The organism is Stenotrophomonas geniculata ATCC 19374 = JCM 13324, from assembly GCF_001431625.1.
Classification (GTDB): Bacteria; Pseudomonadota; Gammaproteobacteria; order Xanthomonadales; family Xanthomonadaceae; genus Stenotrophomonas; species Stenotrophomonas geniculata.
Genome location: NZ_LLXT01000129.1, coordinates 16,429 through 43,273, shown reverse-complemented (window position 1 = coordinate 43,273; position 26,845 = coordinate 16,429). Strand labels below are relative to the sequence as shown.

Annotated in this window: 23 protein-coding genes and 1 riboswitch; of the genes, 8 read left to right on the top strand and 15 right to left on the bottom strand. The window is 67.4% G+C overall.

The features are described from left to right. Positions 1–10 precede the first annotated feature (10 nt). Positions 11–436, top strand: coding sequence for an organic hydroperoxide resistance protein (locus ARC63_RS16350; protein WP_004153735.1), 426 nt, complete (start codon positions 11–13; stop codon positions 434–436). Positions 437–667: 231 nt separating this feature from the next. Here the strand turns inward: ARC63_RS16350 and mmsB are convergent, their stop codons facing one another. From mmsB to ARC63_RS16325, 5 genes are read right to left on the bottom strand one after another with little or no spacing between them, the layout of a single operon-like run. Continuing rightward, positions 668–1,558: a 3-hydroxyisobutyrate dehydrogenase gene (gene mmsB, locus ARC63_RS16345; protein WP_049464149.1), complete on the bottom strand. Its 891-nt coding sequence runs from the start codon at positions 1,556–1,558 to the stop codon at positions 668–670. Then, a complete protein-coding gene (locus tag ARC63_RS16340) occupies positions 1,555–2,730 on the bottom strand; it encodes an enoyl-CoA hydratase/isomerase family protein (RefSeq protein ID WP_057503826.1) in 1,176 nt (391 codons plus the stop codon). The genes mmsB and ARC63_RS16340 overlap by 4 nt, the downstream gene beginning before the upstream one ends. Next, positions 2,727–3,524 carry an enoyl-CoA hydratase gene (locus ARC63_RS16335; RefSeq protein WP_049431358.1) on the bottom strand — a complete coding sequence of 266 codons (798 nt, stop codon included), beginning with the start codon at positions 3,522–3,524 and terminating at the stop codon, positions 2,727–2,729. Before ARC63_RS16335 ends, ARC63_RS16340 begins: the two co-directional genes overlap by 4 nt. Further along, the gene (locus tag ARC63_RS16330; protein WP_057503825.1) at positions 3,521–4,687 is read right to left on the bottom strand and encodes an acyl-CoA dehydrogenase family protein; all 1,167 of its coding nucleotides are present in this window, start codon (positions 4,685–4,687) and stop codon (positions 3,521–3,523) included. The genes ARC63_RS16335 and ARC63_RS16330 overlap by 4 nt, the downstream gene beginning before the upstream one ends. A gap of 14 nt (positions 4,688–4,701) precedes the next feature. Next, on the bottom strand, positions 4,702–6,207 hold the full coding sequence (locus ARC63_RS16325) for a CoA-acylating methylmalonate-semialdehyde dehydrogenase (protein WP_057503824.1): 1,506 nt from the start codon (positions 6,205–6,207) through the stop codon (positions 4,702–4,704). A 114-nt stretch (positions 6,208–6,321) separates the two neighbouring features. Between ARC63_RS16325 and ARC63_RS16320 the strand changes: the two genes are divergently transcribed. After that, positions 6,322–7,689, top strand: coding sequence for a helix-turn-helix domain-containing protein (locus ARC63_RS16320; protein ID WP_010487019.1), 1,368 nt, complete (start codon positions 6,322–6,324; stop codon positions 7,687–7,689). Positions 7,690–7,978: 289 nt separating this feature from the next. Here the strand turns inward: ARC63_RS16320 and ARC63_RS16315 are convergent, their stop codons facing one another. Next, a complete protein-coding gene (locus tag ARC63_RS16315) occupies positions 7,979–9,826 on the bottom strand; it encodes a patatin-like phospholipase family protein (protein ID WP_057503858.1) in 1,848 nt (615 codons plus the stop codon). 154 nt (positions 9,827–9,980) lie between these two features. Beyond that, a riboswitch (cobalamin riboswitch) is annotated at positions 9,981–10,195 on the top strand. A gap of 161 nt (positions 10,196–10,356) precedes the next feature. Between ARC63_RS16315 and ARC63_RS16310 the strand changes: the two genes are divergently transcribed. Both ARC63_RS16310 and pncA read left to right on the top strand, forming a co-directional pair. Continuing rightward, complete coding sequence (locus tag ARC63_RS16310; protein WP_082587898.1) at positions 10,357–11,043, top strand: epoxyqueuosine reductase QueH; 687 nt, start codon at positions 10,357–10,359, stop codon at positions 11,041–11,043. Positions 11,044–11,099: 56 nt separating this feature from the next. Further along, complete coding sequence (gene pncA / locus ARC63_RS16305) at positions 11,100–11,726, top strand: bifunctional nicotinamidase/pyrazinamidase (RefSeq protein ID WP_049409976.1); 627 nt, start codon at positions 11,100–11,102, stop codon at positions 11,724–11,726. Positions 11,727–11,933: 207 nt separating this feature from the next. On the opposite strand, the gene purU is transcribed toward pncA, so the two are convergent. Beyond that, positions 11,934–12,785 (bottom strand): formyltetrahydrofolate deformylase, encoded by an 852-nt coding sequence (gene purU, locus ARC63_RS16300; RefSeq protein ID WP_029550788.1) that lies wholly within the window; start codon positions 12,783–12,785, stop codon positions 11,934–11,936. A gap of 114 nt (positions 12,786–12,899) precedes the next feature. Here purU and ARC63_RS16295 point away from each other — a divergent pair, with 114 nt between their 5' ends. Beyond that, complete coding sequence (locus ARC63_RS16295) at positions 12,900–13,811, top strand: LysR family transcriptional regulator (protein ID WP_010487028.1); 912 nt, start codon at positions 12,900–12,902, stop codon at positions 13,809–13,811. A gap of 3 nt (positions 13,812–13,814) precedes the next feature. Here ARC63_RS16295 and ARC63_RS16290 read toward each other — a convergent pair whose 3' ends face one another. From ARC63_RS16290 to ARC63_RS16280, 3 genes are all read right to left on the bottom strand, one after another. Then, positions 13,815–14,915 (bottom strand): NADH:flavin oxidoreductase/NADH oxidase, encoded by a 1,101-nt coding sequence (locus ARC63_RS16290; protein WP_043400603.1) that lies wholly within the window; start codon positions 14,913–14,915, stop codon positions 13,815–13,817. A 165-nt stretch (positions 14,916–15,080) separates the two neighbouring features. Then, complete coding sequence (locus tag ARC63_RS16285; protein ID WP_057503823.1) at positions 15,081–15,887, bottom strand: NAD-dependent protein deacetylase; 807 nt, start codon at positions 15,885–15,887, stop codon at positions 15,081–15,083. Positions 15,888–15,942: 55 nt separating this feature from the next. Next, positions 15,943–16,344 carry an acyl-CoA thioesterase gene (locus tag ARC63_RS16280; protein WP_004153688.1) on the bottom strand — a complete coding sequence of 134 codons (402 nt, stop codon included), beginning with the start codon at positions 16,342–16,344 and terminating at the stop codon, positions 15,943–15,945. Positions 16,345–16,498: 154 nt separating this feature from the next. Between ARC63_RS16280 and ARC63_RS16275 the strand changes: the two genes are divergently transcribed. Next, the gene (locus ARC63_RS16275) at positions 16,499–17,134 is read left to right on the top strand and encodes a LysE family translocator (RefSeq protein WP_010487036.1); all 636 of its coding nucleotides are present in this window, start codon (positions 16,499–16,501) and stop codon (positions 17,132–17,134) included. A gap of 144 nt (positions 17,135–17,278) precedes the next feature. Here ARC63_RS16275 and ARC63_RS16270 read toward each other — a convergent pair whose 3' ends face one another. Further along, a complete protein-coding gene (locus tag ARC63_RS16270) occupies positions 17,279–18,298 on the bottom strand; it encodes a ribonucleotide-diphosphate reductase subunit beta (RefSeq protein ID WP_005407669.1) in 1,020 nt (339 codons plus the stop codon). 147 nt (positions 18,299–18,445) lie between these two features. Continuing rightward, on the bottom strand, positions 18,446–20,848 hold the full coding sequence (locus tag ARC63_RS16265) for a ribonucleoside-diphosphate reductase subunit alpha (RefSeq protein ID WP_057503822.1): 2,403 nt from the start codon (positions 20,846–20,848) through the stop codon (positions 18,446–18,448). Between the two features lie 530 nt (positions 20,849–21,378). Between ARC63_RS16265 and ARC63_RS16260 the strand changes: the two genes are divergently transcribed. Continuing rightward, positions 21,379–22,215: a DUF2884 family protein gene (locus ARC63_RS16260; RefSeq protein WP_057503821.1), complete on the top strand. Its 837-nt coding sequence runs from the start codon at positions 21,379–21,381 to the stop codon at positions 22,213–22,215. Positions 22,216–22,317: 102 nt separating this feature from the next. Here the strand turns inward: ARC63_RS16260 and zapE are convergent, their stop codons facing one another. Together zapE and ARC63_RS16250 are read right to left on the bottom strand one after the other, a co-directional pair. Next, a complete protein-coding gene (gene zapE, locus ARC63_RS16255) occupies positions 22,318–23,418 on the bottom strand; it encodes a cell division protein ZapE (RefSeq protein WP_029380119.1) in 1,101 nt (366 codons plus the stop codon). Further along, a complete protein-coding gene (locus ARC63_RS16250; RefSeq protein ID WP_043400616.1) occupies positions 23,415–24,086 on the bottom strand; it encodes an alpha/beta hydrolase in 672 nt (223 codons plus the stop codon). The genes zapE and ARC63_RS16250 overlap by 4 nt, the downstream gene beginning before the upstream one ends. Positions 24,087–24,129: 43 nt before the next feature. Here ARC63_RS16250 and ARC63_RS16245 point away from each other — a divergent pair, with 43 nt between their 5' ends. Then, positions 24,130–24,987 (top strand): EamA family transporter, encoded by an 858-nt coding sequence (locus ARC63_RS16245; RefSeq protein WP_057503820.1) that lies wholly within the window; start codon positions 24,130–24,132, stop codon positions 24,985–24,987. 301 nt (positions 24,988–25,288) lie between these two features. Here the strand turns inward: ARC63_RS16245 and ARC63_RS16240 are convergent, their stop codons facing one another. Next, on the bottom strand, positions 25,289–26,734 hold the full coding sequence (locus ARC63_RS16240) for an ExeM/NucH family extracellular endonuclease (protein WP_057503819.1): 1,446 nt from the start codon (positions 26,732–26,734) through the stop codon (positions 25,289–25,291). Between the last annotated feature and the right edge of the window lie 111 nt (positions 26,735–26,845).

Sequence of the window (26,845 nt, the reverse complement as noted above, 5' to 3'; positions counted from 1 at the left end):
GAGCATCACGATGTCCATCGAAAAGGTTCTGTACACCGCCCAGGCCACCTCCACCGGCGGCCGTGAAGGCCGTTCCGTCTCCTCCGACAACGTGCTGGACATCCAGCTGTCGACCCCGCGCGAGCTGGGCGGCGCCGGCGGTCCGGGCACCAACCCGGAACAGCTGTTCGCGGCTGGCTACTCGGCCTGCTTCCTGGGCGCACTGAAGTTCGTGGCCGGCCAGGCCAAGGTCGCGCTGCCGGCCGACACCACCGTGACCGGCAAGGTCGGCATCGGCCAGATCCCGACCGGCTTCGGCATCGAAGCCGAGCTGACCATCAACGTGCCGGGCGTACCGCGCGAGCAGGTGGAAGAGCTGGTGCAGAAGGCGCACATCGTGTGCCCGTATTCCAACGCCACCCGCGGCAACATCGACGTGACGCTGATCGTTGCCTGATGCGGTGCTGCCGGCCAGCGGCCGGCACTACCAACATGAAAGGCAAAAAAATGGGCGGATGCCGGTCGAAACCGGGCATCCGCCCATCCCACCTCGGGTGGGCCCCGGCGCGCGGCCGGGGACGCATTCGCTACGGCGCGCATCCATCCTTCTGGAGGAGAGCCCCCTTGTTGTTCAAGGGGGTGCGCCAACGGCGCGGGGATAAGGTGGAATGCGCGGACCAGCGACCGGTTACCGGTCGCTGGTGATGAGCTGCACGACGCTGGAGAAATCCAGCTTGCCGCGGCCGGCCTGGTGGTTCATCGAATACAGATTGCGGGCCACTTCGCCCAGCGGGATCGAGGCGCCGACACTCATCGCCGCTTCCACCGCCAGGCCCATGTCCTTCAGCATCAGGTCGCTGCCGAAGCCGCCGCTGTAACCGCGCGAGGCCGGCGCATTCTCCAGCACGCCCGGCCACGGGTTGCACACTTCGGTGGCCCAGCTGCGGCCGGTGCTGACTGCCATCATCTGCGACAGCACCTTCGGGTCCAGCCCGTGCGCCACGCCCAGGGCGATGGCTTCACCGGTCACCGCCATGATCACGCCCAGCGCCATGTTGTTGCACAGCTTGGCGACCTGGCCGGCACCACTGGCGCCCACGTGGAAGATGTTCTTGCCCATCGCCTGCAGCACCGGGCGCGCGCGTTCCAGCGCGTCCTCTTCGCCACCGACGATGAAGGTCAGGGTGCCGGCCTGGGCACCGGCGGTACCGCCGGATACCGGCGCGTCGATCATCTGCAGGCCACGCGCGGCAGCGGCTTCAGAGACCTTGCGGGCGCTGGCCGGTGCGATCGTGCTGCAGTCGATGACCAGTGCGCCGGCCGGAATCGCGGCAAGAATGCCATCGTCGCCCAGATACACGCCTTCGACGTGGCGGCTGGCCGGCAGCATCGAGATCACCACCTCCGCATCGGCCAGGGTTTCGCGCGCCGATGCCGCCGCGCTGGCGCCGGCATCGACGGCGGCCTGCACCGCGGCCGGGACCAGATCGAACACGCGCACGGTATGGCCGTTCTTGACCAGATTGGCGGCCATCGGGCCACCCATGTTGCCCAACCCGATGAATGCAATGCGGCTCATGCAAGGCTCCTTTCAACAAGGGGAGTGCCCAGGTCGGCCAGCGGATGCGCGGCATCGGCCCAGGGGGAAGCGAAGAAGGTGTCGGCCCACGCGCCGCTGGCCTCGGCCAGGGTGGCCGGGTTCCACTGCGGGTTGCGGTCCTTGTCGATCAGCAGCGCGCGGATGCCTTCGGCGAAATCGCCGTGGGCGGCGCAGTGCAGCGCGGTGATGTACTCCAGACGATAGACACTGGCCAGGTCCTGGCCGGCACTGCGGCGCTGCAGTTCGTACGCCAACCGTGCCGAACCCGGTGCGCCGGCCGCAAGGGTCTTCTGAGCCGCCTGCAACCAGGCGTCGTCGGTCTGCAGGCCGGCAATGCGCGCAACGATGGCTTCAAGGTCATCGCCTTCGCACAACGCATCGACCTGCGCCGCGTGGGCCAGCAGTGGACCGGTGGCGGCATCGCTGGCATGCGACTGCAGCAGATGGGTCAGGCGTTCGTGATTGTGTGCGGCATCACTGGACCAGGCCACCTGCAGCAGCGCATCGAACACTGCACTGCGGCGCTCTTCGGCCACGTGCACATCGGCCAGGCCGGCATAGATGGCATCGCCCGGATTGAGCAACGCGCCGGTCAGGGCCAGGAACAGGCCGCCCTTGCCCGGTACGCGCGGCAGCAGCCAGCTGCCACCGACATCGGGGAACAGGCCCACGGTGATTTCCGGGAAGGCCAGCTTGGAACGTTCGCTGACCACGCGGTGGCTGGCACCGGACATCAGGCCGATGCCGCCGCCCATCACGATGCCCTGGCCCCAGCACAGGATCGGCTTGGTGTAGGTGTGGATCAGGTAATCGACGCGGTACTCGACGTCAAAGAATTCAGCGGCGTAGTCGTTCTCGCGGATATCGCTGCGGCCTTCTTCGCGGAAGGCGACCATGGCCTTGTACAGGCTGTGCAGGTCGCCGCCGGCGCAGAACGCCTTCTCACCGGCACCCTGCAGCACCACCATGGCGATGCCGTCGTCATCGGCCCAGGCATTCAGCTGCTTCAGCAACAGGTGCGCCATCGGCAGCGAGAAACCATTGAGCGTGCGCGGCGCGTTGAGCGTGGCGATGCCGATGCGCGCGCCGTTGCCGGCCACGCGCTCTTCGAACAGCACCGGTGCGTTGTCGGCAGCGGTGTCGGTGCTCATGCGTTCTTCCACTGCGCGGTGCGCTTTTCCAGGAAGGCAGTCACGCCCTCGACCTGGTCGGCGGTGTCGAACAGGTCGACGAAGGCTTCGCGCTCGGCCACCAGCGCCGAGGCGTGGGTGCCGGTGCGGGTGGACTGCACCAGGGTCTTGCAGGCGGCGATGCTGGTTGGGCTCTGCTTGCCGGCCTTCTTCGCCCATTCCAGCGCCAGTGCCTTGGATTCGCCCTTGCCGACCTTTTCTTCGGCCAAGCCAATGCGCAGTGCGGTCTCGGCGTTGATGCGCTCGCCCAGCAGGATCATGCGCTTGGCCCATCCCTCGCCCACCAGGCGCGGCAGGTTCTGGGTGCCACCGGCGCACGGCAACAGGCCGACGGTGGCCTCCGGCAGCGCGACCTGGGCGTGGTCTTCGATGATGCGCAGGTCGCAGGCCAGCGCGCATTCCAGGCCACCGCCCATGGCGTAGCCGTTGATCGCGGCGATCGACACGCCACGGAACCCGGACAGCGCTTCGAAAGCTTCGCCGAAGCGGCGCGCGGCTTCACGTGCAGCGGCCTTGTCACCGGAGGCGAACTGGTTGAGGTCGGCACCGGCGGAGAAGAATTTCTCACCGTCGCCGGTGATCACCAGCGCGTAGATGTCGCGGTCTGCGTTGAGCGCGCCGACTAGGTCGCGCAGCGCCGACAGGCTGTGCACGGTCCAGGTATGCGCGGGCGGGTTGTGCAGGGTGACCACGGCGGTGTGGCCATCGGCCTCGACCTTCAGGCCCACGTGCTCCTGGGTACGCCAATCCTTCATCGCAGTTCCTCTTCGGTGTTGAGCAGGTGACGGGCAACGATCACCCGCATGATCTCGTTGGTGCCTTCCAGGATCTGGTGCACGCGGCTGTCGCGCAGCAGGCGCTCGATCGGGTATTCGCGGATGTAGCCGTAGCCACCGTGGATCTGCAGGGCTTCGTTGCAGATGTTGAAGCCGGCATCGGTGGCAAAACGCTTGGCCATCGCGCACCACACATTGGCGTCGCTGGCACCGGCATCGAGCTTGCGCGCGGCGGTGTGTACCATCTGCCGCGCGGCCACCAGCTGCGTGACCATGTCGGCCAGCTTGAACTGCAGTGCCTGGAACTCGGCCAGCGCCTTGCCGAACTGGCGGCGCTCGCCCATGTAGCGGCGCGCGGCATCCAATGCGCCCTGCGCAGCACCCAGCGAGCAGGCGGCGATGTTGATGCGGCCACCATCCAGCCCCTTCATCGCCAGCTTGAAGCCACCGCCTTCCTCTCCCAGAAGGTGGCTGACCGGCACGCGAACGTTTTCGAAGGTGATGCCACGGGTGGGCTGGCTGTTCCAGCCCATCTTCTCTTCCTTGCGTCCGAAGCTGATGCCCGGCAGGTCCGACGGCACGGCAATGGCGCTGACGCCACCTGCACCGGCACCGCCGGTACGCGCCATCACCACCAGCAGTTCGGTGGCACCGGCGCCGGAGATGAAGGCCTTGGCGCCGTTCAGCACGTAGAAGTCGCCATCGCGCACGGCGGTGGTCTTCAGCGAGGCCGCATCGGAACCGGCGCCCGGCTCGGTCAGGCAGTACGAGGCCAGCTTGTTGCCCGAAGACAGGTCGGTGCCCCACGCATCGCGGAGTGCCGGCTGGCCCCACGTGGACACCATCCACGAGGCCATGTTGTGGATGCTGATGTAGGCCGCGGTCGACGGATCGACGTTGGCGAGCTCCTCGATGACGACGGCGGCGTCCAGTCGGCTCAGGCCGCTGCCGCCCACTTCCGGATCCATGTACAGACCGCAGAAGCCCAGTTCACCGGCCTTGGCGATCGCCTCGCGCGGAAAGATGCCCTCCGCATCCCATCGCGCGGCGTGTGGCGCCAGTTCGGCCTGTGCGAAGTCGCGCGCAGCCTCGCGGTACGCCTGCTGCGCTTCTTCCAGTTCCGTCGTCATCGAGTGGCTCATGGCTGCTCCTGCCGTTACTTCAGGCTGATCGTGGTGTTGACGCCGTGGCTCAGCGTTTCGTCATCGAACCAGCGCGCGGTGACCGTCTTGGTCTGGGTGTAGAACAGCACCACCTGCTTGCCGTACGGGCCCAGGTCGCCCAGCTTGGACGCGCGCGAACCGGTGAACGAGAACAACGGCACCGGCACCGGGATCGGCACGTTGATGCCGACCTGGCCGACGTCGATGTCTTCCTGGAACTTGCGCGCGGCGGCGCCGGACTGGGTGAACAGTGCGGTGCCGTTGCCGTTGGGGTTGCTGTTGACCATCGCGATGGCGTCTTCCAGCGTTTCCGCTTCGAGGATGACCAGCACCGGCCCGAAGATTTCTTCCTGGTAGATGCGCATGTCGGGGGTGACACCGGCAAAGATGGTCGGGCCGACGAAGTTGCCCTTCTCGAAGCCATCCACCTGCGGCTTGCGGCCATCGAGCACCAGCTTGGCGCCCTGCTCCACGCCCGAGGCGATCAGGCCTTCCACGCGCTCGCGGGCGCTGCAGGAAATGACCGGGCCGACATCGGTGCCGGCCACGGTGCCGGCGCTGACCTTCAGCGTCTGGGCCTTGGCCACCAGGTCCTGCACCCAATTGCGCGCTTCACCGACCAGCACCAGCGTGGAGGCGGCCATGCAGCGCTGGCCAGCGGCACCGAAGGCGGCACCGACCATCGCATTGAGGGTCTGTTCCTTGTTGGCGTCTGGCAGCACCACAGCGTGGTTCTTGGCGCCCATCATGCACTGCACGCGCTTGCCGGCCAGCGAGGCGCGGTTGTAGACGTGGGTGCCGACGCGGGTGGAACCCACGAACGAAACCGCCTTGATGTCCGGGTGGTCGCAGATCGCGTTGACCACTTCCTCGCCACCGTGGACGACGTTCAGCACACCCTTCGGAATGCCGGCTTCCAGCGCCAGTTCGACCAGGCGCATGGTGACCATCGGGTCCTGCTCGGACGGCTTGAGAATGAAGGTGTTGCCGGTGGCGATGGCCATCGGGAACATCCACAGCGGGATCATCGCCGGGAAGTTGAACGGGGTGATGCCGGCGCACACGCCCAGCGGCTGCATGATCGTGTAGGTATCCACGCCATTGGCCACGTTGTTGGCCAGCTCGCCCAGCTGCAGGTTGCCGATGGCGGCGGCGTGCTCGACCACTTCCAGGCCGCGGAACACATCGCCTTCGGCGTCCGGCAGGGTCTTGCCCTGTTCGGCGGTGAGGATGTGGGCCAGCTCGCTCATGTGCTCACGGATCAGCTGCTGGTACTTCAGGAAGATGCGTGCACGGGTGCCGATCGGGGTCTTTCGCCAGGTCTTGAAGGCTTCCTTGGCGGCGGCGACGGCGGCGTCCACTTCGCCGGTGGTGGCGAACGGCACCTTGGCCAGCACGTCCTGGGTGGCCGGATTGATAACGTCCTGCCAGTGGGAGGTGGCCGATTCGATGAACTGGCCATCGATCAGCATGCGGATACGGGGCGCTGCAACAGTCATGATGACAATCCCACGGGCTCGAAAGATGCTTGGCATTATTCACAGCACCCACCTCGATTTCCGGGCTGAATCCGCTTAATCTGGCCAACACGCCAGACGATTCATGTTAATTCTGTGAATTATTCAGCCACCCAGCGTCAACTTGGCCTGCGCCTGCTGCGGCTGCGCGAACAGCGCGGCTATAGCCAGGCCGACCTGGCACGTGCGCTGGGGCTGTCGGCCAGCTACCTGAACCAGATCGAGCGTAACAAGCGCCCGTTGACGCCGGCGGTGCAGAAGAAGCTGGGTGAGGTGTTGGGCGACGTTTCCTCGCTGTTCGACGAAGATGAGCCCGCCGCACTGCAGGAGGCACTGGGCGAGACCCTGCGCGACCTGGGCCTGGCGGAGGTGAGCGCGACCGAGCTGCGCGCCTTGGCCGGCAACCTGCCGCAGGTCAGCCGCGCCCTGCTGGACCTGCATCGGCGCCACCTGGCGCTGCGCGAACATGCCGCCGCCCTGGAATTCCAGCTGGGCGAGCCGGGTGCCGGCAGCACCCTGCCCGCCGGTGACCAGGTGCGCGAGTTCTTCAACCGCATGCACAACCACATCCCCGAGCTGGACGAACTGGCCGAGCGCCTGTTCGCCGAGTGGGGGCTGTCGCCCGGGCATGTGGCACCACGCCTGCGCCAGCTGCTGGCCGACCGCCATGGCGTGCTGGTGGAAGTGGCGGCGCTGCAGGCCGGGCGCGAGAAGCGCCAGTTCGATGCCGGTGCACGGCGGCTGTGGCTGCCCGATTACCTGGAACCGGGCCAGCAGGCGTTCCAGATGGCCGCCGAACTGGCCCTGCACGGCTACCTGCCGCAGATCGATGCGGTGGTGGCGCGTGCCGGCTTCACCGATGAGGCACGCATCGCGCAGGCGCGCATCGGCCTGTCGAACTATTTCGCCGGCGCGCTGGTCATGCCGTACATGCGCTTCCTGCGTGCGGCCGAGGCCAGCAGCTACGACATCGAACTGCTGGCGCATCAGTTCGGCGTCGGCTTCGAGGCGGTGTGCCATCGGCTGAGCACACTGGCACGGCGCAGTGCGCCGGGGCTGCCGTTCTTCTTCATCCGCGTGGACCGTGCGGGCAATGTGTCCAAGCGCCATTCGGCCACCGATTTCCATTTCTCGCAGGTGGGTGGGTCGTGCCCGCTGTGGATCGTCTACGAGGCGTTCAACCAGCCCGGGCGCATCCTTACGCAGACGGCGCGCATGCCCGATGGGCGCCGCCATTTCTGGCTGGCACGGCAGGTCAGCAGCGGGCCGGTGGGGCATGGCCAGCCGCGCAAGACCTTCGCGGTGGCGCTGGGCTGCGACCTGCAGCATGCCGAGCGGCTGGTGTATTCGCTGGGGCTGGATGTGCAGAGCCCGGGCAATTCGGTGTCGATTGGCCCGGGCTGCCGGGTGTGCCCGCGCGAGGACTGCATGCAGCGCGCGTTCGCGCAATTGCCGGGGCGGTAGGGTTGGTTCGGCAGGGCTGCGCCCTGCACCTGCCGAAGCCGAAGCCGAAGCAACAGCAACAGCAAAAGCTGGCGTTCCGTGGGATGGCGGGGCGGTGTCGGATTGCGGGGACGCCGTGAACCCGTCCCTGGGGGCTTGGCCGCGGCATCCATGCCGCGGACACCCCGCAATCCGACACCACCCCGCCTTCGACAGTTTCCTTCCATCTGTCGGAACGACGTATTGCTCTGGTAGGTGTCGACCTTGGTCGACACGGTGGATCCACGCAAGGCGTGGATCTACTACCGGGTCAGTAGATCGGCGTCACCTTCATCTGCGGCAACGGGCGCGGTGCGCCGTCGGTGAGGTCGGGGCCGAGGTCCTCCCAGCTGCGACCCTGTTCGACCATCAACCCCCACAGCTGCTGCGAGGCCAGCCGCTTGTCTTCCGAACCCAGCTTGTATGACGGTGGCGTCGGCTGGCCAGTGGCAACCATCGCGTACGCCGCGCGGTAGGCCAGCACCTGCTGCGCCGGGTCATCGGTGCGCGCCACTTCCAGCGTGTAGCGCTGGTAGGCCGAGGCCAGGTTGCGCCAGCGGATCCAGTAGTGGTTCTCGAACGAGAATGAGCAGAAGCGCGCGCCCGCCAGGCTGCCCTTGTCGGCGATGCGGGTCAGCACCTCCTGCGGCATGTCCAGGTTCATGCCGCCTTCGTCGCCCTGCAGGCTGACGTGCACGATGCGGTCGCGGTAACCCGGCGCGCGCGCCTGCAGCAGATCGCGCCAGTTCTGCATGGTCGCCACCACCGCGAACAGGAAACGCCCCAGTTCCGCGGCCGCCAACGGCGTGGCGATCGACTGATAGGTGCGCTGCCAGCCATGACGGTTTTCGGTGGGCAGGAACACCGCGTGTTCCAGCGACTGGCGGCCGCTGCTGCCGTGTCCCACCTCTTCAGCGTGCTGCGGGTAGACCAGGTTGATGGCGAAGGTCGGCCAGCGCGGCAAGGCGGCATCGAACAGATGGATCGGGAAGTTGCTGCTGATGCCGCCATCGGAGAACCAGCAGATGCGGAAGGCGGTGATCACCGGGCCACAGGTCTGCCCGGCACTGGTCAGCCCTTCCATGCTGTCGGCCACGTTGTGCTCCTGGTCGGCGGCAGGCGCGGTGGGTTCGCAGCGACGCTCGCGCCGCGAGGGCTCATGCAGCGGCACCGCGCTGATCAGCAACGGGAAGCTCAGGCTCATGCGCGTGGCCACCAGCACCGGCAGCTTCGGGCCCTGCGGCAGGTGGTAGTACCGTCGCCCCTCCACCTCCAACGGCGGGCCAGCTTGATCCACCAGCCACTGCACCACGCTGGACGGGAACAGCTGCTCGAACTCCTCGCGCAGGAACCAGAACTGCGCGCCACCCAGCGGCAGCGTACGCGGCTCGTTGTGCGACACGCAGGTGGTGATCATCTGCAGGCTGATCGCATGCGGGCTGTCCGGCTCGCCGGCATAGCGCGGTGCATCGTGCAGGTCGGCGAAGGTAAGCGGTGCATCCAGCGGCTTGCCGGACAACTGCTGCAGGCGCTCGTGCAGCCACTCGGTCAACGCCGGCTTGCGTGCATCACGGCCGAGGCCGCTGCACAGGCCCAGCAGATTGCGCCGCGCCACCCGCGCCACCCGCAGCGCGGCACCGGCCACGCCGGCACCGTAAGCGCACAGCAGCGACGGCAGCAGCGTGGCGGCCACGCCGCTCCAGCCACCACCCCACCAGCCCAGGCCGAGCAGCAGCGCCAGCGACACCAGCACTTCCAGCGGCGCGATCTCGAACACGGCAACGGCCAGGCACAGCAGCTTGTGCGGCAGGCGGGCATTGCCGGTCAGTACCACCAGCAGCCGATAGGCCGCACGCGCGCCCCGTGCCGGCTGGAACAGGCTGTAGATGAAGCCGCGCCGCGACAGCTGCGCCGACACCGCCGACAACCCGCCATAGCCGGCATCGCCAGGCAGGTGCTCGCCCGCCTGCTGGCGGCGATCACCGCAGGCTGCCGCGGCCGCCACCGCCGCAGCGATGGCGCCGGCCGAGGTGCCGCCGATGCTCTTGAAGCGATACTCGCGCGCCAGCGCCAGTACCGCATTGGGGTACACGATGCCGCTGGTGATGCCGCCTTTCATGACCAGATCGCAGTACTTCGCCGCCACGAGCCACCTCCCGTCTGTCGATGCACAGTATGGCAAGAGGGGCTCTCACAGCCTGAGAAACGAGCCACAGCCCTGCGCTTTGATTGGCCCTTGACCATTGGCCTCGACGCGTCCACCGTGGGCACGCCGAAGGTATCCCGGCCGTGGCATTGATGGCGGCCGGGATTTAAACGGGAATCCGGTGAAGGCGCCTCGCGCGCCCATTCCGGAGCTGCCCCGCAGCGGTGAATGGAAACGAATCCTGCCAACAGCACTGGGCTCGCGCCTGGGAAGCGGCAGGTAGTAGGTGGGCTGCGGCCCGTGTCCATCAGCCCGAATACCGGCCCCGGCCGGGGGACACGACCGTCCCCTGATTCGACCTGGAATCTCCGCGGGGAGGTTGCCGGGGCCGTCGTTGTCCTGCGCGTGCAGGCGATGCGGCCGCGCGCGTCCTTTTCACGGTATCCGGCCAGACCTGTTCACCCACGCGCTGATGCATGGGCCACCGCCGTTGCCGGCGGTCCATGCGGTACCTGACGATGACCGAGCTCCAACGTCCCACCCTGACCCTGCCCGCCGACGGCAAGCGCCTGCTGCTGCATTCATGCTGCGCGCCCTGCTCCGGCGAAGTGATGGAGGCGATCACCGCCTCCGGGATCGACTACGCGATCTTCTTCTACAACCCCAACATCCACCCGGTGAGGGAATACGAGCTGCGCAAGCAGGAGAACATCCGCTTCGCCGAGCAGCACGGCATCCCGTTCATCGACTGCGACTACGACACCGACAACTGGTTCAGCCGTGCGCGCGGCATGGAGAACGAGCCCGAACGCGGCATCCGCTGCACGATGTGCTTCGACATGCGTTTCGAGCGCACTGCGCTGTACGCGCACGAACACGGCTATGACACCATCAGTTCTTCGCTGGGCATCTCGCGCTGGAAGAACATGGCGCAGATCAACGACTGCGGCATCCGCGCCGCGTCGCGCTACGAGGGCCTGCAGTACTGGGACTACAACTGGCGCAAGGGCGGCGGTGCCAGCCGCATGATCGAGATCAGCAAGCGCGAGCAGTTCTACCAGCAGGAGTACTGCGGCTGCGTGTACTCGCTGCGCGATGCCAACCGCCATCGCCGCGAGAATGGCCGTGAGCGGATCAAGATCGGCCTGCTGTACTACGGGCAGGACGCTGGGACGCCGCAGGGCGATTGACCTGTGCCGCCGGGGCGGCCACGCTGGTCGCCCCTTCACGTTGTAGTGGACCTGCCATGACCGCCCTGCCCGCCGATGTCGCCCTGCTGGTGATCGACCTGCAGCCAGACTTCATGCCCGGCGGTACGCTGGCCTGCGACCAGGGCGATGCGCTGGTGGTACCGATTGCCGGTCTGCTGGCGCAGCGCCGCTACCGCACCGTGGTGGCGACACAGGACTGGCACCCGGCCGACCATGCCTCGTTCGCCAGCCAGCACCCCGGCCAACGCCCCTTCGAGACCATCCTGCTGCACGCGCAGCCGCAGACCCTATGGCCGGACCACTGCGTGCAGGGCAGCGCCGGTGCCGCCCTGCACCCGGGCGTGGACTGGACCGTGGCCGACCTGATCCTGCGCAAGGGCACGCGCCAACAGGTGGATTCGTACAGCGCCTTCCGCGAGAACCATGGCCCCGATGGCGAGCGCCCAGCTACCGGCCTGGCCGGCTGGCTGCACGAGCGCCGCATCCGCGAAGTGCATGTGTGCGGCCTGGCCCGCGACTACTGCGTACTGTGGAGCGCGCAGGACGCGGTGAAGTCCGGCTTCCGGGTGAAGTTCCTGTGGGAGCTGACCCGGCCGGTGACCGAGGCCAACGATACGATGGTGCGCGAGGCGCTGGGCAAGGCGGGGATTGCGATCATCTGACGGGCGACCGCCGGGCATGGCCCGGCGCTACCGCGCACGTCGCTTATGCCGCTTGCGCGCTCCTGCCCACGACAACACAATCGATTCATCCAGCCCCCCAACTACGCCCCCCTACAGATCGCGGGACGGCCGAACCGGGGGCTTTTCACTGGATGAAATCAGGATTCGGTAGTGCCGGGCCATGCCCGGCGGACGCGGGATGGGCGATTACCGGAACACCACCGTTCGGTGCCCGTTGAGCAGGATGCGGTGCTCCACATGGCGGCGCACCGCGCGCGCCAGCACCAGCGATTCGGTATCGCTGCCCAGCCGCACCAGTTCGCGCGGTGCCATCGCGTGGTCCACGCGGGCCACGTCCTGTTCGATGATCGGGCCTTCGTCCAGATCCTCGGTGACATAGTGCGCGGTGGCACCGATGATCTTGACCCCGCGCGCGTGCGCCTGGTGATACGGCTGCGCGCCCTTGAAGCTGGGCAGGAAGCTGTGGTGGATGTTGATCGCACGGCCGGCCAGTGCGCGGCACAGCGTGGGTGACAGGATCTGCATGTAGCGCGCCAATACCACCAGATCGATGCGCTCGCGCTCGACCAGGTCGATGATCTGCTGCTCCTGCACCGCACGCGTATCGGCGGTCACCGGCAGATGGTGGAACGGCACCTGGTAGGACGCTGCCAATGGCGCGAAATCGGCGTGGTTGGACGCCACTGCCGCGATGTCGACTTTCAACTGGCCGCTGTGGGCACGGAACAGCAGATCGTTGAGGCAGTGCCCCTGCTTGCTGACCAGCACCAGCAGGCGTGCGCGGCGGCGGCCATCATGCAGCTGCCAGTCCATGCCGAAGCCTTCGGCAAGCGTGGCCATGGCAGCGTACACGGTCTCCAGCGGCAGGCTGGCATCGCGGTCGAAATGCACGCGCAGGAAGAAGCGGCCGCTCTCCTCGTCGCCGAACTGCTGGGCGTCGAGGATGTTGCAGCCGTGGTCGAACAGCAGGCCGGACACGCGGTAGACGATACCGGTACGGTCGGGGCAGGACAGGGTGAGGATGGAATCGGGGCGCATGGCTCGAGTGTAGGGCAGCGACCTGCCTGCCGGATCGATGGTCACCGATGCAACCGACCTGCTTGGTTCAGTCCCAAGCGATACTTGGAACTCCCCGTGGCAAGCTGGTCGGTCATGAACCTGTTGCAACTGATCCGCAGCTTCACCCGCACCGCAGAGACCGGCAGCATTGCCGCCGCGGCCCGCATCCTTGGCATCAGCGCCACCGCAGTCGGCCAGAACATCAACCGGCTGGAGGCGCATCTGGGGGTACGGTTGCTGAACCGAAGTACGCGCCAGTTGGCCCTCAGCGAGGCCGGCGCGCTGTACCTGGCGCAGGTGCGCCACATCGAAGCCGACCTGGCGCGCGCGCAGGCGATGGTCACTGCCGGTGACATCGAGCCGGCCGGGCCGCTGCGCATCGCCAGCAGCAGCGCCTTCGGTCGCCATGTGCTTGCCCCCTTGCTGCCTTCACTGCAGCAGCGTTACCCACAACTGCAGCTGGAGCTGCGCCTGACCGACCGCGCCGTGCAGCATGGCCCGGAAGCGGTGGATGCCAGCATCCGCATCGGTGCGCAGCTGGAAGATGGCGTGGTCGCACGGCAGCTGGCACGCGTGCCCTTCGTGTTCTGTGCCTCGCCGGCCTATCTGAAAGCGCACGGCACCCCGCAGCAGCCCTCCGAGCTGAGCGGTCATCGCGGGCTGCTGCACCGCTTCCCCACCGATGGCCGGCCGCTGCGCTGGGGCCTGCTGAAGGATGGCCAGCGCGTGGACGCCGCACTGCCGCCGAGCATGGTCTGCGATGACATCGATGCACTGGCAACGCTTGCCGCGACCGGTGCCGGCATCACCCGGCTGGCCGCATTCGTGGCCGAGCCCTACCTGCGCGATGGCCGCCTGCAGGCGGTGTTCGGCGCCGACACGGCGTGGCGCCCGGAGCCGATGGAGGTCTATTTCTGCGTCAGCGACCGCCGCGACTTCACCGCCAAGATCCGCGCGCTGTTCGAGCACCTGCAGGCCGGCATGGCGCCGGCCTGGCGGGTGTGAGCCTCAGCGCGCCTTGAACACGCCGCGCGCGTCGCGCGGCTCGCAGCGCAGGTACTGCGGCGCCGGTTCCACGCTGTCGCGCAGCGCGGCGGCGGCATGCCACGGCCAGCGCGGGTCGTAGAGGATGCCGCGCGCCAGGGCCACGGCATCGGCGTGGCGATGGCGCAGGATCGATTCGGCCTGCTCGGGCTCGGTGATCATGCCCACAGCGATGACCGGCATGCGCACCTTGGCCTTGATCGCCGCCGCGAACGGCACCTGGTAGCCCGGGCCGACGGTGATCTTCTGGCGCTCGTCCAGGCCGCCGCTGGAGACATGCAGGAAATTGCAGCCGCGCGCGTCCAGCACCTGGGCCAGCGCTTCGCTCTGCACCAGATCCCAACCACCGTCGACCCAGTCGCTGGCGGAAATGCGTACACCCACGGCGACCTTGTCGGACACTGCCGCACGCACCGCGTCGAACACTTCCACCAGCAGGCGCAGGCGGTTCGGCAGCGAGCCACCATAGCCATCGGTGCGGCGGTTGCTCAGCGGCGACAGGAACTGGTGCAGCAGATAGCCGTGCGCGGCATGCAGCTCGATCAGCTCGAAGCCCAGGCGCTCGGCGCGCACCGCACTGGCGGCGAAGGCGGCGATGACCTCGGCGATGCCGGCCTCGTCCAGTTCCTGCGGTGCCGGATCGCCGGCATGGAACGGCAGCGGCGACGGCGCCACGGTGGACCAGCCACGCGCATCATCGGCTGGCAACTGGCCGCCGCCGTCCCACGGGCGCTTCACCGAGGCCTTGCGGCCGGCGTGGCCGAGCTGGATGCCCAGCGGCATCGGCGACCAGCGGCGGACGCTGGCCAGCACCTGTGCCAACGCGGCTTCGGTACCGTCGTCCCACAGGCCCAGATCGGCCCAGCTGATGCGGCCGCGCGGCTCGACCGCGGTGGCTTCCAGGATCAGCAGGCCAGCGCCCGACTGCGCCAGGTTGCCCAGGTGCATGGCGTGCCAGTCGCTGGCGCGACCGTCTTCGGCGGAGTACTGGCACATCGGCGCGATGACGATGCGGTTGGACAGGGTCAGGGGGCCGAACGAAATCGGCGAGAACAGCTGGCTCAAGACGGTGATGAACGACGTAGGGGGTGCGTATTGCACCGCCGCGCGGCTCGCGGATCAACCATCTGGATGGATCGCTGTTTCGCGGGGACGCATGATGGGTAGCGCCGGGCCATGCCCGGCGAACGTGCGGCGCGGCACCCCGTTTCCGCCGGGCATGGCCCGGCGCTACCCGGTAACGAGCCCTGCCAGCGCCTCGGCGCAATCGCGCTCGTCCTTGAACTGCAGCAGGTCGTCGGCACGGGTGCGGCCGCGGTTCAGCGCCGCCACCGGCAGCCCTGCCCTGGCCGCCGCCTGCACGAAGCGGAAGCCGGAATAAACCATCAGCGACGAACCCACCACCAGCACGGCGTCTGCCTGCTGCAGGTGCTCATGCACCGCTGCCACGCGTTCACGGGGCACGTTTTCGCCGAAGAACACCACGTCCGGCTTCAGCAGGCCGCCGCAGGACGGGCAATCGGGCACCACGAAGCTGGAGAAATCGGTCTCCAGATCGGCATCGCCATCCGGGGCGATACCGGCCTTCAGCGCGTCCCAGCCCGGATTGGCGTCCAGCAGGCGCTGCTGGAAGTCCTCGCGGCCGCTGCGGCGTTCGCAGCCCATGCAGCGCACCCGATCCAGTCGGCCATGCAGGTCGATCACGTTGCGGCTGCCGGCCCGCTGGTGCAGGCCGTCCACGTTCTGGGTCAGCAGCACCTGCAGCTTGCCGCGGCTTTCCAGGGCAGCCAGGGCCTGGTGGGTGCCATTGGGCCGGGCCAGGCCGAAGCGCGGCCAGCCCAGCAGGCTGCGCGCCCAGTAGCGCTGGCGGGTGGCCGCCTCGCCCATGAAGGCCTGGTAGGTCACCGGCGGCGTGCGTTTCCACTGGCCGTCGGTATCCCGGTAATCGGGAATGCCCGAGGCGGTGCTGCAGCCAGCGCCGGTCAGCACGAACAGGCGCTGGGCGCGGTCGATGAAGTCGGTCAGTGGCGGGATCATGGCTGCCAGATGGGGGCGCGGCGGCGCCCCCGCAAGCGCCGGTCCGTTGGCCGGGTCAGGCCGCCGGCAGCGGTGGCACCGCGATCGGGTGGCCTTCCTCGTCCAGCGCGATCATTACGAAGTGGCCGCGGGTACACAGCTTGCGCTCGCCGCTATGCAGGTCTTCGGCGACCAGCTCCACCTCGACCTTCATCGAGCTGCGGCCGACTTCGACGATGCGGCCGATGGTCTCGACCATCTGGCCGATGCGGATCGGCAGCTTGAAGTCGACCTGGTCGCTGCGCGCGGTCACCACCGTGCGGCGCGAATAGCGGGCGGCGGCCAGGAAGGCCGCCTTGTCCATCCACGCCAGTGCCTGCCCACCGAACAGGGTGCCGAGGTGGTTGGTGTGGTTCGGGAAGACGATTTCGGCCATGCGCACTTCGGTGGGCGGCACGGTCTCGGGGATCGGGGTCATGGGGGGTGCTTCGGTGTGTGGGGTCCGGTAATTTTATGCGACCGGCGTGACGGCCATCGGAACGCATGCGCAATGGCCACCTGGCAGCGGTGCCTGCGCAGGCCCCGCCCATGGCAGGCGCTACACTGCGCCACGCCCACTGCCAGGACCGCCCATGCCCGCACTTTCCGACCTGTTGGCCTTTGCACTGGTCTCGCTGGCCATGGTGATCACGCCCGGGCCGAACATGATCTACGTCATCTCGCGCTCGATCTGCCAGGGGCCGATGGCGGGACTGATCTCGCTGGGCGGGGTGGCGCTGGGCTTCGTGTTCTACATGCTGTGCGCGGCGCTGGGCATCACCGCCCTGCTGATGACGGTACCGTTCGCCTACGACGCGCTGCGCATTGGCGGCGCGCTGTACCTGCTGTACCTGGCCTGGCAGGCGCTCAAGCCGGGTGGCCGTTCGCCGTTTGCAGTGCGCGACCTGCCGCAGGACAGCCCGCGCAAGTTGTTCACGATGGGCTTCCTGACCAATCTGCTGAACCCCAAAGTGGCGGTGATGTACCTGTCGCTGCTGCCGCAGTTCCTGCACCCGGACAGCGAAGGCAGCGTGCTGATGCAGTCGATCGTGCTGGGCTCCACCCAGATCCTGGTCAGTGTCAGCGTGAATGGCATGATCGCGCTGACCGCTGGCAGCATCGCCGGCTTCCTGGCCGCGCACCCCACCTGGCAGATGGTGCAGCGTTGGGTGATGGGCACGGTACTGGCCGGGCTGGCGGTGCGCATGACGGTGGAAGGGCGGCGATAGCCGCTCTTTGTAGAGTCGGGCCATGCTCGACTGATCTTCGCGGACAGCAGTCGAGCATGGATCGACTCTGCAAAAGCCAGGCGCGCAACAAAAAACCCCGGCGATCGCCGGGGTTTTTCGTTGCGACAGGCTTGACCGGTTCGATCAGAAGTTCATGTCGAAGGCCACTTCGCCCTGCACGCCGACCTGGTAAGCCGAGACGCGGCGTTCGAAGAAGTTGGTCAGTTCCTGCACGTCCTGCAGTTCCATGAACGGCAGCGGGTTGCGCACGTTGTACTTCTTTTCCATGCCCAGCTTGGCGAAATGCTGGTCGGCGCAGTGCTGCAGGTACTGGCGCATGTCGCGGGTGGAAATGCCGGCCACGCCGCCGGACAGCACGTCCTCGGCGAACTGCACTTCGCACTCGATCGCCTCGGCCAGCATGTCGTAGACCTGCTGCTTCATCTCTTCGTCGAACAGGTCCGGTTCTTCCTCACGCACCACACGCACCGACTCGAACGCGAACTCCATGTGCGCGCTCTCGTCGCGGAACACCCAGTTGGTGCCCGAGGCCAGGCCCGGCAGCAGGCCACGCGAACGGAAGTAGTACACGTAGGCGAAGGCAGCGAAGAAGAACAGGCCTTCGATGCAAGCGGCGAAGCAGATCTGGTTGAGCAGGAACTGGCGGCGCTGTTCGCGGGTCTCGATGCGGGTCAGGCTCTGGATCGAGTCGATCCACTTGAAGCAGAAGTCGGCCTTCTTCTTGATCGAGTCGATGTTCTCCACCGCCGAGAACGCCTTGGCGCGCTCTTCCGGATCCGGCAGGTAATTGTCGAGCAGGGTCAGGTAGAACTGCACATGCAGCGCTTCTTCATACAGCTGGCGCGACAGGTACATGCGCGCTTCCGGCGCATTGAGGTGCTGGTACAGGTTCAGCACCAGGTTGTTGGACACGATCGAGTCGCCGGTGGCGAAGAACGCGACCAGCCGGTGGATCAGGTGGCGCTCACCCGGCGACATCTTGCTGTGCAGGTCGGTGATGTCGATCTGGAAGTTGATCTCTTCCACCGTCCAGGTGTTCTTGATCGCGTTCCTGTACATGTCATAGAACTGCGGGTAGCGCATCGGGCGCAGGGTCAGTTCAAAACCGGGATCGAGCAGCATCTGCTTGGGCTTGTCGGCCATGGGTGTTTCCTTGAATTCTCGGGTCAAAACGCCGGGCGTGGCCCGGCGCTACCTTGGTGTTTCCGTGCTGCAGCCGAGCATGGCTCGGCTCTACAGGTGCGAGGTGTTCGAGTGCCGACCAACGGTCGGCAGCCACCGCGCGGCGTGTTACTGGCAGGCCTCGCAGGCTTCCGGGTTTTCCAGCGAGCAGGCGATGGCTTCGTCCGGGCTGAACACCTTGGCCGGGGCCGCGCTGCTCACCGTGGTCTTGGCGATCTTGGTGGCCGGGCGCGAACGCAGGTAGTAGGTGGTCTTGATGCCCTGCTTCCAGGCGTACATGTACATGGAGGACATCGCGCCGATGTTCGGGCTTTCCATGAACAGGTTGAGCGAGGCCGACTGGTCGATGAAGGCGCCACGCTCGGCGGCCATGTCGATCAGCGAGCGCATCGGCAGTTCCCACGCGGTGCGGTAGACCTCGCGCAGCGTTTCCGGAATCTGCGCCACGCCGGCGATGGAACCTTCGGCCAGCTTGATGGCATCGCGCATGTCGGCGGTCCACAGGCCCAGCTTCTTCAGCTCGTTCACCAGGTAGCGGTTGACCTGCAGGAAGTCACCGGACAGGGTCTCGCGCTTGAACAGGTTGGACACCTGCGGCTCGACGCACTCGTAGCAGCCGGCGATCGAGGCGATGGTCGCGGTCGGGGCGATCGCGATCATCAGCGAGTTGCGCAGGCCGTGTTCCTTGATGCGCTCACGCAGGGCATCCCAGCGTGCGGTGTCTTCCGGCACCACGTTCCAGGCGTCGAACTGCAGTTCGCCGCTGGCGGCACGGGTGTCGTTGAACGACGGGTGCTTGCCGCGTTCCTGGGCCAGCTCGCAGGAGGTTTCCAGCGCGTGGAAGTAGATCGCTTCGGCAATCTTCTTCGACAGGGCGCGGGCTTCGGCGCTGTCGAACGGCAGGCGCTTGCGGAAGAACACGTCCTGCAGGCCCATGCAGCCCAGGCCGACCGGACGCCAGCGCAGGTTGGCGCGGCGGGCGGTTTCGATCGGGTAGAAGTTCAGGTCGATGACGCGGTCGAGCTGGCGCACGGCCAGGCGCACGGTCTCGGCCAGCTTCTCGAAGTCGAACTCGTTGTGCTCGTCGAAGTGGTTGCCCAGGTTGATCGAACCCAGGTTGCACACCGCGGTTTCATCGTTGGAAGTGACTTCCAGGATTTCGGTGCACAGGTTGGACAGGTGGATCACGTTGCCCGGACGCAGGGTCTGGTTGCTGGCGCGGTTGCACTTGTCCTTGAAGGTCATCCAGCCGTTGCCGGTCTCGGCCAGCGTACGCATCATGCGGGCGTACAGCTTGCGCGCGGAGATGGTCCGGTTGGCCTTGCCCTGGGCTTCGGCCTGCAGGTAGGCCTGCTCGAAGGCTTCGCCGAACAGGTCGGTGAACTCCGGCACGACGCGCGGATCGAACAGCGACCATTCCTGGTCGGCCTCGACGCGCTTCATGAACAGGTCCGGCACCCAGTTGGCCAGGTTCAGGTTGTGCGCACGGCGGGCTTCGTCACCGGTGTTGTCACGCAGCTCGAGGAAGTCCTCGATGTCGGCGTGCCAGGTTTCCAGGTACACGCAGGCCGCGCCCTTGCGCTTGCCGCCCTGGTTCACCGCGGCCACGGACGAATCCATGGTCTTCAGCCACGGCACGATGCCGTTGGAGTGGCCGTTGGTCGACTTGATCAGCGAACCACGCGAACGCACACGGGTATAGCTGACGCCGATGCCGCCGGAGAACTTGGAAAGCTGGGCGATGTCGCCGTACTTGGCATAGATCGACTCCAGCGAGTCCTGCGGCGAGTCCAGCAGGAAGCACGAGGACAGCTGCTCGTGGGTGGTGCCGGAGTTGAACAGGGTCGGGCTGGACGGCAGGTAGTCCAGGTTGCCCATGCGCTTGTACAGCGCCAGGGTCTCGGACACGTCCTCGCTCAGCGCGCTGGCGATGCGCAGGAAGAACTGCTGCGGGGTCTCGATCACCTTGCGGGTGTGCGGGTGGCGCAGCAGGTAACGGTCGTACAGGGTACGCAGGCCGAAGTAATCGAAGTTCAGGTCCAGCGAGATGTCGATGGCATCGTTGAGCTTGCGTGCGTTGGTCTGCACGAAGTTCAGCAGGCGGTCGTTGATCAGGCCGACTTCATGGCCACGGCTGACCGACTGCGAGAAGGCGTAGATTTCCTGGCCGGAGACTTCCTTGGCGATGTAGTTGGCCAGCAGGCGCGCAGCCAGGCGGCCGTATTCGGGCTCTTCACCGATCAGCAGGGCGGCGGTGCGGATGGACAGTTCGTCCAGCTCGCGGGTGGTGGCGCCGTTGTACAGGCCGGAAATGGTGCGGGTGGCCACGCGCATCGGATCGACGGCGTGCAGGCCTTCGGAGGAACGCTGCACCGCGCGCACGATCTTGTTCAGGTCCACCAGTTCGGTCGTGCCATTGCGCTTGGTCACACTCATCGCGTTGGCCGTCGGCGGCGACGTCAACAGGAATTCGCTTTCCTTCTCGATGGTGGCGCTGGATTCGGTGGTCACGGCGTGTGTCCTCTTGGCGTGATTGGTGGGTGCTCGATGCATCGGGTGACGCAGCCCGGGACATGACAGCCCAGGATGGCAGGACGGCGTCGCAGGGGATGAGACCCTGCGCCTGCCACTGCCGTTGGCGATCGCGGATGGGTACCCCGGGCATCCCTTGGAATTGGGGTTGCTGCGACCGACGGCCACAAGATAGTGGGGGTAGTGGGGTCCGTCAACGCCAAATGTAGTGAAATTCGGCAATCCCTTGCGCCGCAAGGATCGTGCCATCGGCGCCCGGATCAGACGCTTCAGACCTGCCGGAACGGGCTGCGCAGTCAAGCCCGAAAGGCATCATTGCGGTGGTACAACGCACCGCGAAAACGGAACAATGACAGCTTCACATGACAGTGATGAAACTGGCTAGGGACAACCCTGTGGATAGATGGTGGGCAGCCGGTGGGAATCCGGTGGACGGGTGACTTCCGGCCGGTGACGCCCGCGCGCTGACGGCGGATGCTGGCCGCTCGCTCCCGGAAAAGGATGCTCCGATGCACCTGCGGTTGCCCGCGCTGGCCCTGCTGCCCGCCCTGTTCATCGCCCCGGCGCTGGCCGCCGAGGGGCTGGACCTGCGTTCGGACCAGTGCGGCATCCATACCGACTACGACGTGCTGGTGGACAGCGGCGGCATCTGGCTGCGGCACGGCCCGCAGGCGCCGCATGAAGTGGTGTTCCACGACGGCGAGCTGAGCCTGGACGGCAGGATGGTCACGGTCAGCGCCGCCGACGCCGCCCGCCTGCGGCAGATGGAGGCCGGTGCCCGCCAGTTGATGCCGGCGGCCACCGCACTGGCCCACGAAGTCTCCGGGGTCACCTTCGATGCGCTGGACGCTGCCTTCGAGGCCATCACCGGCAAGTCCCGCAACCGCCAGATGCGGGCGATGCGCGGCGAGATGCAGGACTGGATCGACGCCAGCCTGGGCCGCGGCTACTGGGAACAGGAAGCCTTCGGCGACGGCTTCGACGCGCACATCGAGCAGATGGCCGAGACGATGGCCGGGTCGATGACCCGCAGCGTGCTGTGGCAGGTGTTCACCGGCCGCGCCGGGGCCATGGAGCGCCGCGCCGATCGCCTCGATGCCGAAGTCGACCACCGCATGGAAGCGCGCAGCCAGCAGCTGGAAGCCAAGGCAATGGCCCTTTGCCCGCTGGTGCGTTCACTGGCAGAGGCCCACGATGCGCTGGAAGTGCGCTACCAGGGACAGCCACTGCGGCTGCTGGAGCGCGGCGAGAGCGTTCGGGTGGAGCACGGCAGCGGCTCGGGGCTGCATGTGTCGGCCGGGCCGGATGAGCGGCCGTTGGGGAGCGCGGTTGCGCCCACCCGATAGCCGCGCCGTGCTGTCGTAGAGCCGAGCCCACGCTCGGCTGCTTTTCGGCACATCATGCAAAGGCAGCCGAGCGTGGGCTCGGCTCTACAAACGGCACTACCCTCACGCCCGGTGCGGGGTGCCCAGGTATTCGGCGCTCTGCATTTCGATCAGGCGCGAAGCAGTGCGCTCGAACGCGCCCTGCAGGCGCTGGCCGGTGTACAGCTCGATCGGCGAGGTGCTGGCGGTGCAGACCAGGTTGACGTGGCGGTCGTACAGCTCGTCGATCAGGTTGACGAAGCGGCGCGCGGCATCTTCGTTCAGGCGGTCGAATGCCGGAATGCCGCCCAGCAGCACCGTGTTGAACTCGTGCGCGATCTCGATGTAGTCCGAGGGCCCGCGCGGGCCCTCGCACAGCGCGGCGAAATCGAACCAGGCGATGCTCTTGCCGCGGCCACGGACCGGAATCTTGCGACCCTCGATCTCGATGTTGCCGGCCTTGGCCGGCTGGCCGCCACTCAGCTCGTTCCAGCGCGTGGCCAGCCACTCATCGCTGTCGGCCGCCAGCGGTGCGCGGTACACCGGCGAGCGGGTCAGCGCGCGCATGCGGTAATCCTCGGTGCCTTCGGCGTACAACTCGACGCAGAAGCGCTGCAGCAGGCCGATGGCCGGCAGGAAGCTCTCGCGCTGCAGGCCATTGAGGTACAGGTTCTCCACCGCCGTGTTGGAGGTGGTGACCAGGGTCACGCCCTCGGCGAACAGGCGCTCCAGCAACCGCGCCAGCAGCATCGCATCGCCGATGTCGGTGACGAAGAACTCGTCGAGCACCAGCACGCGCAGGTTGCTGCGCCATTCCTGGGCGATCTTCGCCAGCGGGTCGCTCTGGCCCTGGTGCTCGCGCAGGCGCTCGTGGACGCTGCGCATGAAGCGATGGAAGTGGGTGCGGTACTTCTGCTTGATCGGCAGGCCGTCGTAGAACAGGTCGACCAGGAAGGTCTTGCCGCGGCCGACGCCGCCCCAGAAGTACAGGCCCTTGACTGGCTCGGGCTTTTTCCAGAACGAGGACAGGCGGTCCAGCCAGCCGTCCTCGGCACTGTCCAGCAGGCCCAGGTGGATGCGGTCCAGCTCGGCCAGCGCCGCATGCTGGGCCGGGTCGTTCTGCCAGTCGCCACGGGCGACCCCTTCCGCGTACCGCTGCGACGGGGTCAACTCGGTTGCACTCATGCCGCTGCGCCCAGCCAATGTTTCACGCCGTGGGTCAGCGCGCCGCGCAGGTCGATCAGCTTGCGGTGGAAGAAGTGGCTGGTCTCGGGCATGCGCACCAGCTCATGCGGGAAGTCCAGCGTGTCCAGCCACTGGTAGACGGCCTGCGGGTCGACGATCTCGTCCTGCTCGCCCTGGATCACCAGCCAGCGCGCCGGCGGTGCGATGCCATCGAAATCCCAGCGACCGGCCGGCGGCGCGATCGAGATCAGCGCTTCCGGCTGCAGCGCGGCAGCGGCCTTCAGCGACACGAACGAGCCGAAGCTGAAACCGGCCAACCACAGGCGGTCGTCCGGACGCTGGCTGCGCACCCAGGCGGCGACGGCCTTCAGGTCGTCCTGCTCGCCCACGCCGTGGTCGAACTCACCGGCCGACGCGCCAACACTGCGGAAGTTGAAGCGCACCGTGGCGATGCCCAGCTCGCGCAGGGTGGTGGCGGTCATGGTGACCACCTTGTTGTGCAGGGTGCCGCCCTCGGTGGACAGCGGATGGCAGACGATGGCCACGATCGGCTGCACCGGCACATCGGCCTTGGGCAGGTCGACGACCACTTCCAGCGGGCCGGCCGGGCCGTCCAGTTCGAGGCAGGCGGTTTCGCCAGGGGCGACGGGGAACGAAGGCTTGTGCATGGCACCATGATACCGTCCCCTGCCCCCGCCCTGTGCCCGCCCCATGCTCTACCTGTCCTTGGCCGTGATCTGCAGCGTGCTGGTTTCGGTGTTGTTGAAGCTGGCCAACCGCCGCCAGCTGGATGTGGCGCAGATGGTCACCTGGAACTATCTGGTGGCTGCAACGCTCACCGCCGCGGTGCTGCAGCCGCCGCTGGATGCGCTACGCGCGCCGCATGCGCCGTGGCTGTCATTGCTGGCGCTGGCGGTGGTGCTGCCGTCGATCTTCCTGGTGCTGGGCCGCGCGGTGGCGGTGGCCGGCATCGTCCGCAGCGACGTGGCGCAGCGGCTGTCGCTGCTGCTGTCATTGGCCGCCGCGTTCCTGTTCTTCGGCCAGACCGCCACGCCGTGGAAGTTGGTCGGCCTGGCGCTGGGCCTGGTCGCCATGGTGGCGATCAGCCTGCGCCCGCGCGGACCGGCGGTGTCGTCCTCACCCGGTGGCTGGGGCTGGCTGCTGGGCGTCTGGGCCGGGTTCGCGGTGGTCGACGTGCTGCTCAAGCAGGTGGCGCTGTCGGGCACGCCGTCGATGGCGGCGGTGCTGGCCAGCTTCAGCGTGTCCTTCGTACTGATGCTGGCGCTGCAGCTGTGGCGGCACTTCAGTGGCCGCAGCCGGCTGGCCTGGCGCAACCTCGGCGCGGGTGCACTGCTGGGCCTGCTCAATGGCGGCAACATTCTTTTCTATGTGCACGCGCATCAGTCGATGCCGGAGAGCCCAGCCACCGTGTTCGCCGGCATGAACATCGGCGTGGTGGTGCTGGGTGCACTGGTGGGCGTGTTCGCGTTCGGCGAGGCAACCACGAAGTGGAACCGCGCGGGTCTTGCGCTGGCGGTGCTGGTGATCGGATTGATCGCCTGGGGGTGAGCGTTGGTTGCGGCGGGCCATTTCCGCGCCCGCGGTGGGATGTCACTTTTCTTTTCGCGCGAAAAGAAAAGTAACCAAAAGAAACGCGCCGCCAGCCGCGAGCCGGTGCTGTGCACCGGTACCCTGCGCTTCTCGGTGAACCAGGGGACGGCGCCGAACTCGCTGCGCTCAGACATCGGCGCCTCTTCGCCCCTGATTCACCTGCGATGCTCGGCTCGCTTGAAGGCGGACTGGTAGATCAAAAGCAACGGCAGCATCCGTGCCGATCAAGGTCACTCCCAGAGCAGATCCCCGGCGAACCTTATCTGTCGAAGCCCAGCAGCAGCGGGTCGTGGTCGGAGCTGCGCCACGGGCCCTGCACGTTGCGGCCCTGGTAGCCGCTGGCGTCCTGCTCGTCGGCGTTGCTGTGCCATTCGGCGGCGCCGCGCAGGCGCTTGGCCATGCCCGGGCTCAGCAATGCATGGTCGAGGCGGCCGGTGTAGCCGTTGTAGACGTAGCTGTAGGGATGCTCGACCTTGGCCACCTTGAACGCGTCCTGCCAGCCCAGGTCATGCAGGGTGCGGATCGGGTCTTCCATCGCGTAGGCGTTGAAATCGCCCAGCAGTACCGCGTCCTTTGCACCGGTACCGGTCGGGTCGGTCTGCAGCCAGGCGTGCAGCTGCTGCGCGGAGGTCACGCGGGTGGCGTTCCAGCAGCCCTGGTTGTCGTTGCGGTCGGCGTCGGCACCGGCGGCGTCGCGGCAGCCCTTCGACTTGAAGTGGTTGGCCACCACCACGAACGGTGCGCCCTGCTTGCCCTGGAAGGCCTGCGCCAGCGGCACGCGACTGTGCTCGACGAATGGACCACCGGTCAGCGTGGCCGGCTTGCCGACCGGCTGCAGGCGCGCGCTGCGGTAGATGATGCCGACCCGGATCGGGTTGTCGCCGGGGCCGTTGCCCGCGTCGACGAAGCGCCAGTCGCCCTGCGCGCCGCGGTCCCGGTTGAGCGCATCGACCAGTTCGGCGATGGCCGACTGCGGACCGTAGCCGTCGTTCTCCAGCTCCATCAGCGCGGCGACATCGGCGCCCAGCGCGTTGACCGTGGTGACCAGCTTGGCCACCTGCGCCTTGTGCTCGTCCAGCGTGCGCGCGCCGCGCAGGGTCGGGAAGCCACCGCCCTGGCCATCACCGTTGAAGAAGTTCTCCAGGTTGAAGGCCGCCACGTGCAGGCCGCCCGGCACGGTCGGCACCGCCGGACGCTTCAGCTCCGGCAGTTTCAGCACACCTTCGACCTGCAGGCGCGGCCGCCCCTGCGCGTCCATGTGCACGACACCTTCCACATTGCGCAGCTGCATGCCGGTACGCAGCACCGGGTTGGCCGGCAGGTAGGCCACGCTGGCCGGGTCGCGGGCATCGCTGCCGTCGTCCAGCACCAGGCGGCGGCGCTGGTTGTCGGCCATCACCTGCTCGTAGCCGGCAGTACCCGGCGCGGCCACTTCGGTCGGCTGCCAGAGGCGGCCATCGAAGGCCACGGTGAGCTGGCCGAAGCGCTCCAGGCCGTCGGTACCGGCCAGGGTCAGCGGTGCGGCGATGCGCACGCGCTGGCCATCCAGCACACGCCAGTCGGCCGGCGCGGCGGTCAGCACCACGGTGGCGCTGCTGCGCGCAGTGGAAGGCGACGCGACCGGTGCGGCCTGCGGCTGGGCCTGGGCAAAGGCGCCGGCCGGCAGCAGCAGGGACAGGGCAAGGGCGAGGGAACGGCGGCGCATCGACGGGCGACTCCATGGAAGAGGCGCACAGACTAACCCTGAAATGCGAAACCCCGCCTGCGCAGCGGGGGCATATGAGCGATCAGGCCTCGGTGGGCAAAGCCTGGGAAT

Bases quoted from the DNA above. Each gene is read 5' to 3' on its own strand.
- ARC63_RS16285 (WP_057503823.1), bottom strand. From the start codon at position 15,887: ATGATCCCGCCACTGACCGACTTCATCGACCGCGCCCAGCGCCTGTTC.
- ARC63_RS16295 (WP_010487028.1), top strand. From the start codon at position 12,900: ATGAACCTGTTGCAACTGATCCGCAGCTTCACCCGCACCGCAGAGACC.
- ARC63_RS16325 (WP_057503824.1), bottom strand. From the start codon at position 6,207: ATGACTGTTGCAGCGCCCCGTATCCGCATGCTGATCGATGGCCAGTTC.
- ARC63_RS16275 (WP_010487036.1), top strand. From the start codon at position 16,499: ATGCCCGCACTTTCCGACCTGTTGGCCTTTGCACTGGTCTCGCTGGCC.
- ARC63_RS16350 (WP_004153735.1), top strand. From the start codon at position 11: ATGTCCATCGAAAAGGTTCTGTACACCGCCCAGGCCACCTCCACCGGC.
- ARC63_RS16270 (WP_005407669.1), bottom strand. From the start codon at position 18,298: ATGGCCGACAAGCCCAAGCAGATGCTGCTCGATCCCGGTTTTGAACTG.
- ARC63_RS16310 (WP_082587898.1), top strand. From the start codon at position 10,357: ATGCGGTACCTGACGATGACCGAGCTCCAACGTCCCACCCTGACCCTG.
- pncA (WP_049409976.1), top strand. From the start codon at position 11,100: ATGACCGCCCTGCCCGCCGATGTCGCCCTGCTGGTGATCGACCTGCAG.
- ARC63_RS16315 (WP_057503858.1), bottom strand. From the start codon at position 9,826: ATGAAAGGCGGCATCACCAGCGGCATCGTGTACCCCAATGCGGTACTG.
- mmsB (WP_049464149.1), bottom strand. From the start codon at position 1,558: ATGAGCCGCATTGCATTCATCGGGTTGGGCAACATGGGTGGCCCGATG.
- ARC63_RS16250 (WP_043400616.1), bottom strand. From the start codon at position 24,086: ATGCACAAGCCTTCGTTCCCCGTCGCCCCTGGCGAAACCGCCTGCCTC.
- purU (WP_029550788.1), bottom strand. From the start codon at position 12,785: ATGCGCCCCGATTCCATCCTCACCCTGTCCTGCCCCGACCGTACCGGT.
- ARC63_RS16240 (WP_057503819.1), bottom strand. From the start codon at position 26,734: ATGCGCCGCCGTTCCCTCGCCCTTGCCCTGTCCCTGCTGCTGCCGGCC.
- ARC63_RS16335 (WP_049431358.1), bottom strand. From the start codon at position 3,524: ATGAAGGATTGGCGTACCCAGGAGCACGTGGGCCTGAAGGTCGAGGCC.
- ARC63_RS16245 (WP_057503820.1), top strand. From the start codon at position 24,130: ATGCTCTACCTGTCCTTGGCCGTGATCTGCAGCGTGCTGGTTTCGGTG.
- ARC63_RS16280 (WP_004153688.1), bottom strand. From the start codon at position 16,344: ATGACCCCGATCCCCGAGACCGTGCCGCCCACCGAAGTGCGCATGGCC.
- ARC63_RS16330 (WP_057503825.1), bottom strand. From the start codon at position 4,687: ATGAGCCACTCGATGACGACGGAACTGGAAGAAGCGCAGCAGGCGTAC.
- ARC63_RS16260 (WP_057503821.1), top strand. From the start codon at position 21,379: ATGCACCTGCGGTTGCCCGCGCTGGCCCTGCTGCCCGCCCTGTTCATC.
- zapE (WP_029380119.1), bottom strand. From the start codon at position 23,418: ATGAGTGCAACCGAGTTGACCCCGTCGCAGCGGTACGCGGAAGGGGTC.
- ARC63_RS16340 (WP_057503826.1), bottom strand. From the start codon at position 2,730: ATGAGCACCGACACCGCTGCCGACAACGCACCGGTGCTGTTCGAAGAG.